Origin of the sequence: Streptomyces sp. NPDC005805 (assembly GCF_040630445.1) — a bacterium.
GTDB lineage: Bacteria > Actinomycetota > Actinomycetes > Streptomycetales > Streptomycetaceae > Streptomyces.
On record NZ_JBEXXN010000089.1, the window covers coordinates 1 to 14,260 of the forward strand.

General features: G+C 73.3%; 7 protein-coding genes. 2 read left to right on the forward strand and 5 right to left on the reverse strand.

Annotation, left to right across the window (positions count from 1 at the left end; genetic code table 11):
• Positions 1-543: 543 nt before the first annotated feature.
• The gene (pepN, locus tag ABZ457_RS29615; RefSeq protein ID WP_359163833.1) at positions 544-3,120 is read right to left on the reverse strand and encodes an aminopeptidase N; all 2,577 of its coding nucleotides are present in this window, start codon (positions 3,118-3,120) and stop codon (positions 544-546) included.
• A gap of 151 nt (positions 3,121-3,271) precedes the next feature.
• On the opposite strand from pepN (ABZ457_RS29615), the gene ABZ457_RS29620 reads away from it, so the two are divergent.
• Positions 3,272-4,522, forward strand: coding sequence for a flavin-dependent oxidoreductase (locus ABZ457_RS29620; protein WP_359163836.1), 1,251 nt, complete (start codon positions 3,272-3,274; stop codon positions 4,520-4,522).
• Between the two features lie 127 nt (positions 4,523-4,649).
• On the opposite strand, the gene ABZ457_RS29625 is transcribed toward ABZ457_RS29620, so the two are convergent.
• The 4 genes from ABZ457_RS29625 to pepN (ABZ457_RS29640) form a co-directional block, all read right to left on the reverse strand.
• The gene (locus ABZ457_RS29625; RefSeq protein ID WP_359163839.1) at positions 4,650-5,693 is read right to left on the reverse strand and encodes an aspartate-semialdehyde dehydrogenase; all 1,044 of its coding nucleotides are present in this window, start codon (positions 5,691-5,693) and stop codon (positions 4,650-4,652) included.
• Positions 5,694-5,935: 242 nt separating this feature from the next.
• On the reverse strand, positions 5,936-9,262 hold the full coding sequence (locus ABZ457_RS29630; RefSeq protein WP_359163842.1) for a S8 family serine peptidase: 3,327 nt from the start codon (positions 9,260-9,262) through the stop codon (positions 5,936-5,938).
• Between the two features lie 215 nt (positions 9,263-9,477).
• Positions 9,478-10,485, reverse strand: a complete 1,008-nt coding sequence (locus tag ABZ457_RS29635) for a hypothetical protein (protein ID WP_359163845.1) — start codon at positions 10,483-10,485, stop codon at positions 9,478-9,480.
• Between the two features lie 193 nt (positions 10,486-10,678).
• Entirely contained in the window at positions 10,679-13,243 is a 2,565-nt protein-coding gene (pepN, locus tag ABZ457_RS29640; protein ID WP_359163848.1) for an aminopeptidase N, read from the reverse strand.
• A 138-nt stretch (positions 13,244-13,381) separates the two neighbouring features.
• On the opposite strand from pepN (ABZ457_RS29640), the gene ABZ457_RS29645 reads away from it, so the two are divergent.
• Complete coding sequence (locus ABZ457_RS29645; RefSeq protein WP_359163851.1) at positions 13,382-14,026, forward strand: DsbA family protein; 645 nt, start codon at positions 13,382-13,384, stop codon at positions 14,024-14,026.
• Positions 14,027-14,260 lie beyond the last annotated feature (234 nt).

Here is a 14,260-nt window from a genome sequence, read left to right on the forward strand (position 1 = left end):
CCCGACCTGGCCCGTCTCGGCCTGAAGGTCGTCCACCCCCACGCCGCCCACCCCCACCAGGAGAAGCTCGGCGCCCACCCCCCCCCCCCCCCCGCCTCCTGATTCCCGGCCGCGCCCGCCGCCTACCCGCGTGGTCGCGGCGGACCTGCCGCGCGCCCGCTGCGCGGGGCTACCGCGGGCCCGCAAGCCCAGGACGCCCGGTGCGTACCCGCCCCCGGCGCCTGCCGTGCGCCGGAGCGCCCGGCGCACTGCGGGCCCGCGCGCACCGCCTACCCGCGCGGTCGCGGCGGACCTACCGCGCGCCCGCTGCGCGGGGCCACCGCGGGCCCGCGCGCCCAGGACCCCCGGCATCTGTCCGATGCGCCCGTTACCCGCCCCGGTGCAGGCCCGCCGCGTACCGGACGCGGGCCCGGCCCGCGCCCGGCCACGCGTCCGAAGCGCCCGCCGCGCATGCCCGCCGCCTACCGCGCCCCCGCGTACCGGACGCGCCCCCGCCCGCCGGACGCGCGCGCCGCGCGCCCAGGACCGGCGCGCTCCGCGCGCCTACCGCGTGGCCGCCGCCTCGTCCGCCGCCTGGGCCGCGAGCGCGCGCTCCACGCCCGCGCGGGACTCCGAGACCAGCCGTCGCAGCGCCGCGTTCGGCTGGGCCGACTCCAGCCACGCGTCGGTCGCCGCCAGCGTCTCCGGCGTCACCTGGAGGGACGGGTAGAGCCCGATCGCCACCTGCTGCGCCATCTCGTGGCTGCGGGACTCCCACACGTCCTTCAGCGCGGCGAAGTACCGCTCCGCGTACGGCGCCAGCAGCTCACGCTGGTCGGTCTGCACGAAGCCGCCGATCACCGCCTCCTGGACGGCGTTGGGCAGCGCGTCGCCCTCGACGACCGAGGCCCACGCCTCCTCCTTCGCCTCCGGGGTCGGCCGGGCCGCCCGCGCGGTGGCCGCGTGGCGCTCGCCCGCCGCCGTCCGGTCGCGCTCGTACTCCGCGGCGATCTCGTCCTCGTCGTACACGCCCGTCGCCGCCAGCCGCTCCACGAACGCCCAGCGCAGCTCGGTGTCGACGGCCAGGCCCTCGACCGACTCGGTGCCCTCCAGCAGCGACTGGAGGAGGTCGAGCTGCTGCGGGGTGCGCGCGGTCGCGGCGAACGCCCGCGCCCAGGCGAGCTGGTGGTCGCCGCCCGGCTCCGCGGCCCGCAGATGCGCCAGGGTGGCGTCCGTCCAGCGGGTCAGGCCCGTCTCGCGCCAGGCCGGGTCCGCGTACAGGTCGAGCGCCAGCTTCACCTGGCGGTGCAGCGACTGCACCACACCGATGTCGGACTCCTTGCCGATGCCGGAGAGCACCAGCTCCAGGTAGTCGCGGGTGGCCAGCTCGCCGTCCCGGGTCATGTCCCAGGCGGAGGCCCAGCACAGCGCGCGCGGCAGGGACTCCGCGAAGTCGCCCAGGTGCGCGGTCACCGTGCGCAGCGACTCCTCGTCGAGGCGCACCTTGGCGTAGCTCAGGTCGTCGTCGTTGAGGAGGACGACCGCCGGGCGCGGCCGGCCCACCAGCGCGGGCACCTCGGTCAGCTCGCCGTCCACGTCCAGCTCGACGCGCTCGGTGCGCACCAGCTTCCCGGCCGCGTCCAGGTCGTAGAGGCCGATCGCGATCCGGTGCGGACGCAGCACGGGCTCGCCCTTGGCGCCCGCGGGCAGCGCGGGGGCCTCCTGGCGCACCGCGAAGGCGGTGACCGTGCCCGAGGCGTCGGTGGTGATCTCCGGGCGCAGGACGTTGATCCCGGCCGTCTCCAGCCACGCCTTCGACCAGGTCTTCAGATCCCGGCCGCTGGTCTCCTCCAGCGCGCCGAGCAGGTCCGACAGCCGCGTGTTGCCGAAGGCGTGCGCCTTGAAGTACGCCTGCACGCCCCGGAAGAACTCGTCCATGCCCACATAGGCGACGAGCTGCTTCAGAACGGAGGCGCCCTTGGCGTAGGTGATCCCGTCGAAGTTCACGAGAACGTCGTCGAGGTCGCGGATCTCGGCCATGATCGGGTGGGTCGACGGCAGCTGGTCCTGCCGGTACGCCCAGGTCTTCATGGAGTTCGCGAAGGTGGTCCACGCGTGCGGCCACTTCGAGCCCGGGGCGTGGGCCTGGCAGGCGATGGAGGTGTAGGTGGCGAACGACTCGTTCAGCCACAGGTCGTTCCACCACTCCATGGTGACCAGGTCGCCGAACCACATGTGGGCCAGCTCGTGCAGGATCGTCTCGGCCCGCACCTCGTAGGCCGCGTCCGTCACCTTGGAGCGGAAGACGTACTGGTCGCGGATGGTGACCGCGCCCGCGTTCTCCATGGCGCCGGCGTTGAACTCCGGCACGAAGAGCTGGTCGTACTTGGCGAACGGGTAGGCGTAGTCGAACTTCTCCTCGAACCAGTCGAAGCCCTGCCGGGTGACCTCGAAGATCGCGTCCGCGTCCAGGTACTCGGCGAGCGAGGGGCGGCAGTAGATCCCCAGCGGGACCGTGCGGCCGTCCTTCTCCCAGGTGCTGTGCACGCTGTGGTACGGGCCGGCGATCAGGGCCGTGATGTAGGTGGAGATCCGGGGCGTGGGCTCGAAGGCCCAGACGTTGTCCTTCGGCTCCCCAGCCGGGGAGTTGGAGATCACGGTCCAGCCCTCGGGGGCCTTCACGGTGAAGGCGAAGGTGGCCTTCAGGTCGGGCTGCTCGAAGTTGGCGAACACCCGGCGCGCGTCCGGCACCTCGAACTGCGTGTACAGATAAGCCTGCTGGTCCACCGGGTCGACGAAGCGGTGCAGGCCCTCACCGGTGTTGGTGTACGAGCAGTCCGCGACCACGCGCAGCTCGTTCTCCCCCTCGCGCAGGTGCCGCAGGGTGATCCGCGCGTCCCGGAAGACCGCGGCGACGTCCAGGTGCCTGCCGTTGAGCACCACCTCGTGGACGGCGGGGGCGACCAGGTCGACGAAGGTCTCGGCGCCGGCCTCGGCCGAGGCGAAGCGCACGGTGGTGACGGACCGGTAGGTCCCGCCCTCCTGCGCCCCGGAGAGATCGAGGTCGATCTCGTACGAGTGGACGGTGATCAGGCGCGCGCGCTCACGCGCCTCGTCACGGGTCAGGTTCGTGCCAGGCACCCGGTCATCTCCTCGGTTTGCGATGTTTGCGGCCATCCTTCCACGCGGCGCCCCCGCCGCGCCCGGGGGAATCGGGCCACCGGGCCCGGGCGCGCGGGAGGATGGCGCGCAGGGCCGCGGGGGACGCGGCGGACGGACAGGGGGAGCGGACATGGAGCGGCGGCGGATCGTGATCGCGGGGGCCGGCATCGGGGGGCTGAGCTGCGCCCTGAGCCTGCACGCGACGGGGCTGCGGCCCCGGATCGTGGAGGCCGCCCGGCGGCTGCGGCCGGTGGGCGTGGGCATCAATCTGCTGCCGCACGCGGTGGCGGAGCTGACCGCGCTCGGCCTCGGCGAGGCACTGGCCGCGATCGCCGTCCCGACCGGGTCGATGCTCCACACCGACCGGCACGGCAACCGCATCTGGTCCGAGCCCCGGGGGCGGGCGGCGGGTCACGCCTGGCCCCAGTACTCCGTGCACCGGGGCGAGTTGCAGCAGCTGCTGTACGACGCGGTACGGGACCGGCTGGGCCCGGACGCGGTGCGCACGGGCCTCACGCTGGAGTCCGTCGGTGAGGTCGGAGCGGGTCCGCTGCGGATCGGGCTGCGCGCGGTCGCGGACGGCGCCCGGACCGAGGAGGAGGCGGACGCCCTGATCGGCGCGGACGGGCTGCACTCCGCCGTCCGCGCCCTGCTCCACCCCGCCGAGCCGCGGCTGCCGCTGTGGAACGGCATCCGGATGTGGCGCGGCACGGTCACGGCGAAGCCGTTCCTCGACGGCCGCACCATGCTGGTCGCCGGGTCCAACGCCACCGCCAAGCTGGTGGTCTACCCGGTCTCCCGCCATGCCGAGCGGCGCGGCGAGGCCCTGCTGAACTGGGTCGCCGAGGTCCGGACGGGAGAGCCGGGGCCGGTCGACGGCGCGGCCTGGACCCGGCGCGGCGCGGCGGCGGACGTCCTCGCCCACTTCGGCGGCTGGCGGCTGGACGCCCTCGGGCTGGACGTGCCGGCGCTGCTGTCGGCCACCGAGGAGATCCTGGAGTACCCGATGGTCGACCGGGACCCGCTGCCGTCCTGGGGCCGGGACCGGGTCACCCTGCTGGGCGACGCGGCCCACCCCATGTACCCGATCGGCTCCAACGGGGGCTCCCAGGCGGTCCTGGACGCCCGGGCGCTGACCCGCGCCCTCGCCGACCGACCGGACGCGGCGGGCGTGCCGGAGGCCCTGCGGGCGTACGAGGAGGAGCGCCGGGGCCCGGTCAACGCCCTGGTCCTCGCGATGCGGGACATGCCCGCCGACCGCCTCCTCCAGGCCGTCGCCGAACGCGCCCCCGAGGGCTTCGACCGGGTCGAGGACGTGCTCACCCCGGAGGAGCTGGCCTCCATCGACGCCGCCTACCGCCGCACCTCGGGCCCGTCCTGACCGGCGCGCGGCCCGGAGCGGGCCGCGGGCCCCGAGCGGGCCGGGTACGCGGCAGGGCCCGCGCACGCCGTGGGGGCGGGCACCCGGACCGGGCGCCCGCCCCCACGGCGGCGGTGCGGCGGTGCGCTCAGCCGCGCAGCTCGTCCGCGACCAGCTCCGCGATCTGGACCGCGTTCAGCGCCGCGCCCTTGCGCAGGTTGTCGCCCGACAGGAAGAGGGACAGCCCGTGCTCGACGGTCTCGTCCACCCGGATGCGGCCCACGTAGGAGACGTCCTTGCCGGCCGCCTGGAGGGGGGTCGGGATCTCGGACAGCTCGACGCCCGGTGCCTCGCCGAGGAGCTCATGGGCGCGCGCCACGCCGATCGGGCGCGCGAAGCGGGCGTTGACCTGGAGGGAGTGGCCGGAGAAGACCGGCACGCGCACACAGGTGCCGGAGACCTTCAGCTCCGGGATCTCCAGGATCTTGCGGGACTCGTTGCGGAGCTTCTGCTCCTCGTCGGTCTCGAAGCTGCCGTCGTCGACGATCGAGCCGGCCAGCGGCAGCACGTTGAAGGCGATCGGGCGCTTGTAGACGCCGGGCTCGGGGAACTCGACGGCCCCGCCGTCGTGGGTCAGCTCGGTCGCGCGGCCCGCGACCTCCTTGACCTGCCCGTCCAGCTCGGCGACACCGGCCAGACCGGAACCGGAGACGGCCTGGTAGGTGGTGGCGACCAGCGCGGTCAGGCCCGCCTCGATGTGCAGGGGCTTCAGGACCGGCATCGCGGCCATGGTGGTGCAGTTCGGGTTGGCGATGATCCCCTTGGGGCGGTCCTTGATCGCGTGCGGGTTGACCTCGGAGACCACCAGCGGGACCTCGGGGTCGCGGCGCCAGGCGGAGGAGTTGTCGATCACGACCGCGCCCTGGCCGGCGACCTTCTCGGCGAGCGCCCTGGAGGTGGCGCCGCCCGCGGAGAAGAGCACGATGTCCAGGCCCGTGTAGTCGGCCGTCGCGGCGTCCTCCACGGTGATCTCGCGGCCCTCCCAGGCGATGGTGGAGCCGGCGGAGCGGGCGGAGGCGAAGAGCCGCAGCTCGTCGACCGGGCCGAGAGAATTGAACGCGGCTCGCTCGGCGAGGATCCTGCGCATGACCGTGCCGACCTGCCCGGTGGCTCCGACGATTCCGACCTTCACGAGTTCCTCCGTACGTTCCGTCCGTGCGCGTGCGCGGTTGCGGCACGGGTGCCGCTCCATGATGCGTCTTTCCAGGTCCGACCTGTCCAATCGATTGTCCGATGGATGGGACATGTGCCACACGCGGGCGCGCCCCGCTGTGACCGAGGTCATCCGCGGCGGCCGGTCTCTCCCGGGTCCCGGGAACGCCGACGGGGCGGGAGCCCGAAGGCCCCCGCCCCGCCGTCACGCACCGATGGGCGTTACTCGGTGACCTTGCCGATCACCACGCTGCCCGCGCCCGCGGCGGTGCCGCGCGCGTTCACCAGCGTCGCCTCGCCGAAGAACTGGCGTCCCTCGGGAGCGGCGCCGGCCACCACGACCTGCGCGCCGACGGAGGCGGACTGGCCGCTGCCGAGGGAGACCGGCGTGTTGCCGTCCACCTTCAGCGTGCCGAGCGACGGGGAGAAGAACACGTCCCGGTAGTCGAACTCGGTGGTCCCGGCGGGGACCGAGTAGGCGTCCACGACGATCCGGTAGGCGCCGGCGGCCGGCTTGACCAGACGCACCGCCTCCTCCGAGTCGGCGTCCGCCGCCTGGCCGACCTGGGTCGCGCCGCGGTAGACCGTGAGGTCCAGGTCCGCGCCGGTGTCCGAGGTGGAGCCGATGGCGACGTCCAGGCGCTCCACGCCCTCACCGATGGTGAGGTCGTAGACCAGGGACTGCCCGTGCTTGATCGACGGACGGGCCACCTTGGCGGAGCCGAGGGCGCCGCCGGTGAGCTTGCCCTCGATCGCGCCGAACTGGTTGGTCACGTTCCACTGGACGTCCGCCGGGGTGCCGACCTTCGCCTCGGGGATCGTCTGGACCGCCGGGTCGAAGGAGGCGCCGAGCACGCTCACGTCGAGCTTGTACGGGTTGTCCAGCAGCGGCGAGGTGCGCCGCGACTCGACCTCGATCTCCCAGACGCCCGGGGTCGGGTTCGCGTACGACCGGACGTCCGGACGGCAGGTGTTCGCCGGGTTGTTGTAGTTCGGGTAGCAGTTGACCGTGGAGGTCGGGTCGACCGGCAGACCGTACGGGTGCAGGGCGATGAACCGGGTCTGGCTGTCCTTGGCGAGACCGCTGATGGCCACCTCAAGGTTCTTGGTGCCCTCGGGGACGGTCACGAAGTAGGACTTGTGGCTGTTGCGCTGCACCGAGCCGGACTCGGCGACCGCGTAGGACGGGGCGGCCAGCGCCTGGGAGGCGACGACCGTCGTCAGGATCTGCTTGTCCGTGCCGACCGTGTTCGCGTCGTCGGCGAGCAGGACCGCGCTGTGGACACCGGCGGTGCGGGCCTTGGCCTGCACGGTGACGGTGACCGGCTGGTCGAGCGGCAGCTTGATCTTCTTGCCGCTGAGCAGCTTGAAGGTGCCGTCGTTGTTCTTCCACTTCAGGGTGTGCGCCACGGCCTTCTTCGGGCCGGTGGTGCGGGTGATGGTGATGTCGTACGTCCGCGCCTTGCCGACCTGGAGGCCGCCCTCGCGGTCGTAGAGGCCGGTGCCGAAGCCCGGGGTCTTCAGCGCGAAGTCGATCGCGGTGTCGACCGGGGCCTTGACGCTGTACTCGTGCGCCTCGGCGCCCTTCTTGATGGCCTTCCAGGCGTCGACGATGTCGATCAGACCGGAGCCCTGCTCGTGCGCGAGCACACCGTCGATGGTCTTGGCGGTGCTGGTCAGCGCGGTGCGCAGCTTGGCCGGGGTGAGCTCGATGTCCTTCTGCTTCGCGGCGGAGAGCAGCAGGGCCGCGGCGCCCGCGGTCTGCGGGGCGGACATCGAGGTGCCCTGGAGCATCGAGTAGCCGGGCGGGAGCTGGTAGCCCGCCTCGGCGACCGGGCCGCCCGGGCTCCAGGTCTGCGTGGTGTTGATCGAGGCGCCGGGCGCGACGATCGTGGGCGTGAAGCCGCCGTCCTCACGCGGACCGCGCGAGGAGAAGGGCAGCATCGCGTAGTCCTTGGCCACGGCGGAGCCGTAGTTGGCCGCCCAGGTCTCCTTGGAGATGGCCGCGCCGACGGAGACGACCTTGTCCGCGACGGCCGGGTCGCCCAGGGTGTTGGTGCCCGGGCCGGAGTTGCCGGCCGAGATCACCAGCTGGACGCCGTAGGTGTCGATGAGCCGGTTGTACAGCTCGGCGCGCGCGTTGTTGCCGTCGTTCAGCGCGGGCAGACCGCCGATGGACATGTTGACGATGTCCACGCCGCGGTTGATGACCAGGTCGGCCATGCCCTCGGTGAGCGCGATGTTGGTGCAGCCGCCGCTCCAGGTGCAGGCGCGGGAGGAGACCAGCTTGGCGCCGGGCGCCGCGCCGTTCATCTTGCCGCCGAAGAGGCTGTTGGCGGCGGTGATGCCGGCGACGTGGGTGCCGTGCGAGCCCTCGATGACACCGATGCTGACGTAGTCGGCCTTGGCGCCCGCGGCGTTGTGGACGACGTCCTTGCGGACCTCGATCACGAACGGGATCCGCTCGACCACGGGGGTCTTGGGGTCGTCCTGGCCGAAGTAGCCGATCTGGAAGCCGTTCTTGTACGGCTTCATCACGGTGTCGTTGGTGAAGTCCCCGTCACCGTTGAGGTCGACCCGGGCGGTGCGGGTGCCCGCGTCGTAGAGCACACCCCAGGTGTCGGTGGTGTCGCCGTCGCGGTTGAGGTCGCCCGCCATGTCGCCGCCGAGGGTGGCGGACTCCTTGAACAGGCTGAACCGCCAGGAGCCGGCCGGCGCCTTCCAGGTGCGGCCCTCGGCCGTGAACGCCGGGCCGCTGACGGCCTGGTTCATGCGCAGCCAGGTGCCGTCGCCGTCGGCGACCGGGTCGGTCGCGGTGACCCAGTCGACGATCTTGCGCTCGCCGGTGGTGGTCTTCTGGAGCGCCGGGTGGCCCAGGTCGATGCCCGAGTCGAGGATGCCGATGGTGACACCGCGGCCGTCGGCCTTGGGGTTCTTCTCGACGAAGTCGACCGCGCCCGTCTCGAAGGACGGGTTGTACGGGTTGACCGCGGGCGTCTTCCTGTCCGGCGCCGGGTAGGCCGCGGACTGCTTGGCCGCCTTGCCGGCCGCCTTCACGGTGTCGGCCGCCGGGGTCGGGTCGTCCAGCTCGATCTCGTGCTTGAGGTCGATGCCCTGCACGGAGGTGAGCTTGGCCGCCGCCTTCAGCGCGGCCTCCGCCTTCGCCGTGGGGAGCGTGGCGCTGACATAGCCGATCTCGTCGAAGGTGCGGCCGACGGTGGCGCCCTCGACGGAGTCGAGCTGCGCGGCGACCTTGTCGGTCGCGCCGGGCGTGGCCGCGACCATGACGGTCACGTTCTTCTGACCGGTGGCCTGGGCCTCGGCGAGGAGGTCGGTGTCGGCCTTGCCGATCTTGTCCGACGGCTCCGCGGCCTTCACACCGCCGGTGCCCGCCGGGTCGGCGGTGGGCACGGAGGCGAAGGCGGGGGCCACGCCCGTGGCGACGAGTGCCGCCACCATCGAGGCGGCCGCTGCCACCCTGCCCGCGCGTCTGCGGGCGGGTATGGAGCGACCTGAGGTGGTGCTCTGGGACTGGGGGGTCATCTGCATCCCTGTTGGTGAAAGAGACGGTCCGGATTTCGGTGCCGGATGACCGCTCACCCTTTCGCAAATGACAGGGGTTTGTGGAGAGTTGACCTAGACGTGATGTGCTCATGGCGGGAACCCGCCAGTAAACGGAACCTGCCAGTCGGGTCGAATCGGCAGGTACCCGCACGGAACCTCTGCCCCCGGATGTGGCGGAAGGGTGCGGGGGTGAAGGTTGTTCAACGCGGCAGGATCACGACGTACGCGGCCGGCTCGCGGTCCGCCGCCGCCATCAGGGCCGTGCGCACCACCACCGCCTGCTGCCCGGGGGACTCCCGCAGCTTGCGGGGCGTGAGGTGCACCACGGTGATGCCCAGCCGCTCCAGGGTGTCCCGCTTGCGGCTGTACTCCGACCACAGGGCCGCCTCGTCCTGCCGGGGCGCCCGGGTGTCCAGCTCCACGGCGACCGCCTGGTCCGGCCAGTACGCGTCCAGCCCGCCCAGCGGCGGCCCGCCGGGCAGCCGGAGGTCCACGTTCCACAGCGGCTCGGGCAGCCCGTGGGCGCGCACCATCTCGTACAGCCGCCCCTCCGCGAGGGCCCGGCCCTCGGCGAGGAGCGCGTCGACCGCGTCCACCACATGCGGGCGCACCAGCAGCCGCGCCTCGTTCAACTCCCGTACCAGCGACTGGGGTTCGCAGTGGCGTCCGCGTACGGCCTCGGTGAGCAGCCGCCGCACCGCCTCCGGGTCGTCCGACTGGGCGACCGCGTCCGCGACCGCGCGGGCGGGTGGTGCGACGGGCAGCCCGTCGATCTTCTCGGGCACCGGCAGGGCGTGCCCGCGCACCAGGCGTACGCACCCGGTGGACCGCAGCCGCCGGGTGCGCGCCACCAGGACGTCGACCGTGTCCAGGGCTTCGAGCGCGGGCACGGCGGAGAAGCCGTGCAGCGCCAGGGCGGCGAGCCCGGTCACCATCGCGTCGCCGTAGGGCTCGGACACCCGCCGCTGGGCGGGCAGGACCGGGCGCCCCGCGTACAGCAGGGCGGCGCGCAGCAGCTCGGGCCCGGTCGCCGGGCCGGGGCGCAGCAGATACACACCGGGCAGCAGCACCTGCCAGCCGCCCGTGCGGCACTGCTCGGCGACCTGTGCGGGGGAGACGCCGCCGGTCCGCAACTCGGCTCCGCAGACGACGAGTTCACGGCCGGCGGGCGGGGCGGTGAGAGGGAGGGGAGTGTGGCACTGTTCCATGCGGAGGGCATGCCCCCGGGGCGGCGGCCCGCTAACCGCTGTTACACGCTCGTCGGCAATTCGGGACGACCCCGTCCTAAAGGACGGACGTTCGAGTGCCGGGTACCGGGCCGCGCCCGGCCGGTCCCCGGCACCCTCCGTGCCCCGGGCCGCGCCCGGTCCGGACCGATTCCGGCCCGGACCGGGGCGCGGCTCAGGCCGGGGTGTCCGCCACCTGCGCCCGCAGCGCGCGGGCCAGGTCGTCCCGCGCCTCCAGCACCAGCCGGCGCAGCGCGGGCGCCGCCGAGGCGTGCGCGTCCAGCCACGCGTCCGTCGCCTCCAGGGTCGCCGGGGAGTCCTGGAGCGCCGGGTACAGACCGCTCACCACGTCCATGCCGATCTGGATGGACCGCTCGGCCCAGACCCGCTCGATCGCGGCGAAGTACTTCGGCGTGTACGGCGCCAGCAGCTCCCGCTGGGACGGCTGGACGAAGCCCGCGATCGTCGCCTCCACCAGCGCGTTCGACAGCCGGTCCGACTCCACGACCGCGGCCCACGCCTGGTCCTTGACCGCCGCGGACGGCCGCGCGGCCAGGCAGCGCACCTCGTGCCGCTTCCCCGAGGCGGTGTCGTCCCGGGCCAGCTCCGCCGCGATCCCCGCCTCGTCGGCCGCGCCGTGCGCCGCCAGCGGCTCCAGGAACGCCCAGCGCAGCTCCTGGTCGACGTCCAGGCCGTCGATCCGCGCCGTACCGTCCAGCAGCCCCGTGAGGAGCCGGAGGTCCGCCGGGGAGGACGCCACCGAGGCGAGGAACCGCGCCCAGGTGAGCTGGTGCTGGCTGCCCGGCTCCGCGCGCCGCAGCTCGGTGAGCGCGCCCTCGGCGAGCAGCCGGCCGCCCTCCTCGCGCCAGCCGGGCGCCGCGTACCGCGCCAGCGCGGTACGCGCCCAGGCGTGCAGCATCTGGAGGACGCCGATGTCCGACTCCCGGCCGGCGAAGCGCAGCACCAGATCGATGAACTCCCGGGCCGGCAGCAGCGCGTCCCGGGTCAGGTTCCACAGGGCCGACCAGCCGAGCGCCCGGGCCAGCGGGTCGTCGATGTCGCCGAGGTGCGCCCGCAGGGTGTCCAGGGACCGCGCGTCGAAGCGGACCTTGCAGTAGGTGAGGTCCTCGTCGTTGACCAGGACCAGGTCCGGCCCGTCCGCGCCCACCAGCTCCGGCACCTCGGTCCGCGCCCCGGTCACGTCCGTGCCGGCCTGCGCGTACCGCACCAGCTTCTCGCCCTCGACCCGGTAGAGGCCCACGACCACCCGGTGCGGCCGCAGGGTCTCCCCGTCCTGCGCCACGGCCAGGCCGGTGACCCGCCCGTCCGCGCCGAGGGCCACCTCGGGGGTGAGCGCGTTGACGCCCGCGGTCTGGAGCCAGGCCCGCGACCACTCCGTCATGTCGCGCCCGGAGGTCTCCTCCAGCACCGCCAGCAGATCGGCCAGGGTCGTGTTCCCGTACGCGTGCCGCTTGAAGTAGCGCCGCGCGCCCTCCAGGAAGGCGTCCCGGCCCACATAGGCGACGAGCTGCTTGAGGACGGCGGCGCCCTTGGCGTAGGTGATCCCGTCGAAGTTGAGCTTGGCGTCCTCCAGATCGCGGATGTCCGCCGTGATCGGGTGCGTGGAGGGCAGCTGGTCGGCCCGGTAGGCCCAGGCCTTGCGGTTGTTGGCGAAGGTCACCCAGCCGTTGGTGAACCGGGTCGCCTCCACCATCGAGAAGGAGCCCATGAAGTCCGCGAAGGACTCCTTCAGCCACAGGTCGTCCCACCACTCCATGGTGACCAGGTCGCCGAACCACATGTGCGCCATCTCGTGCAGGATCACATTGGCGCGCCGCTCGTAGGAGGCGGTGGTGACCTTGCCCCGGAAGACGAACTCCTCGCGGAAGGTCACCATGCCCGGGTTCTCCATGGCGCCGATGTTGTACTCGGGCACGAAGGCCTGGTCGTACTTCCCGAAGGGGTACGGGTAGTCGAAGTGCTCGTGGAAGAAGTCCAGGCCCTGCTTGGTGACGAGGAAGACGTCGTCCGCGTCGAAGTGCCGGGCCAGGCCCTTGCGGCACATCGCGCCCAGCGGGATGCGCAGCACCGTGCCGTCCGGCAGCTCCCGCTCGTACAGGTCCGTCTCGTAGTGGTACGGGCCGGCCACCACGGCCGTGATGTACGTGGAGATCGGCCGGGTCTCGGCGAAGCGCCAGGTGCCGTCCTCGCCGCGGGCGCCCTCTCCGTTGCTCCACACCGTCCAGCCCTCGGGCGCGGTGACCTCGAAGCGGAACGGGGCCTTGAGGTCGGGCTGCTCGAAGTTCGCGAAGACCCGGCGGGCGTCGGCCGGCTCGTACTGGGTGTAGAGGTACACCTCGCCGTCCTCCGGGTCGGCGAAGCGGTGCAGGCCCTCGCCGGTGCGGCTGTAGGCGCACCGCGCGTCCACGGTCAGGACGTTCTCCGCCTCGACGCGGTCCAGCGCGATCCGGGCGCCGTCGAAGACCTCGGCCGGGTCCAGCACGCGGCCGTTCAGCGTCACGGCCGTCACGGCGGGCGCCACCAGGTCCACGAAGGTCGACGCCCCCGGCTCGGCGGCGCGGAAGCGGATCTCGGTCACCGAGCGGAAGGTACGCGGCCCGGCGCCCTCCTCGGCGTCCCCGACGGCGGACCGCACGTCCAGGGCGACGTGGTAGCCCTCGACGGTCAGCAGCTCGGCCCGGGTGCGGGCCTCGTCGCGGGACAGATTCTCACCGGGCACGGGCACTCCTTCGTGTCTCGTTCGAACAGCAGCGATCCTCCCATGCGGTCCTGGCAGCCGGTACGGGGGAATCCCTCGCGCGCATCGCGTGTTGCCCCGGGGGGAGGCACCGACGGTGCCGGCGAGACGAGGAGAGACATGTCGGACAACGCGGGCGGGAAGACTCCGGCGGACTTCTGGTTCGATCCGCTCTGTCCCTGGGCCTGGATGACCTCCCGCTGGATGCTGGAGGTCGAGAAGGTCCGCGACATCGAGGTGCGCTGGCACGTCATGTCCCTCGCCGTGCTCAACGAGGACCGCATCGACGAACTCCCCGAGGAGTACCGGGAGATGCTGGCGACCCAGGCGTGGGGCCCGGTGCGCGTGGTGATCGCCGCGCAGCAGGAGCACGGCGACGGGGTCGTCGGCCCGCTCTACACCGCCCTCGGCCGGCGCTTCCACAACGAGGGCCGCGGCCCGGTCATCGACGCGGTGGTCGAGGCGCTGGAGGAGGTGGGCCTGCCCGTCTCCCTCGCGGAGTACGCGGAAAAGGACACCTACGACACCGAACTGCGCGCCTCCCACCGGCGGGGCATCGAGCTGGTCGGCCAGGACGTCGGCACCCCGGTGATCGCGGTGCCCGGCGCGGACGGCGAGCAGATCGCCTTCTTCGGCCCGGTCGTCACCCCCGCCCCCAAGGGCGAGGCGGCGGCCCGGCTCTGGGACGGCACCCTGCTGGTGGCCTCCGTCCCCGGCTTCTACGAGCTCAAGCGCACCCGCACGGCGGAGCCCAGCTTCGACTGACCGGCCCGGCGTCCGGGTACGGAAACGCCCCCGCGATTCACGTCATCGCGGGGGCGTTCCCCTGTGCGCCCGCCGGTGAAGGTTGAGAAGACGATCACGAGCAGGGCGTCCGGTGGCCCGGTCGCCCCGGGGCGGTGGCCCCGGGGGGGCCGGGGGGGGGAGGCCCCGGGGGGGGGGGGGGGGCGGCGGGCGGGGGTAGGGGCGGGGGGCCCCGGGGCGCGGGGGGGGGCGGTG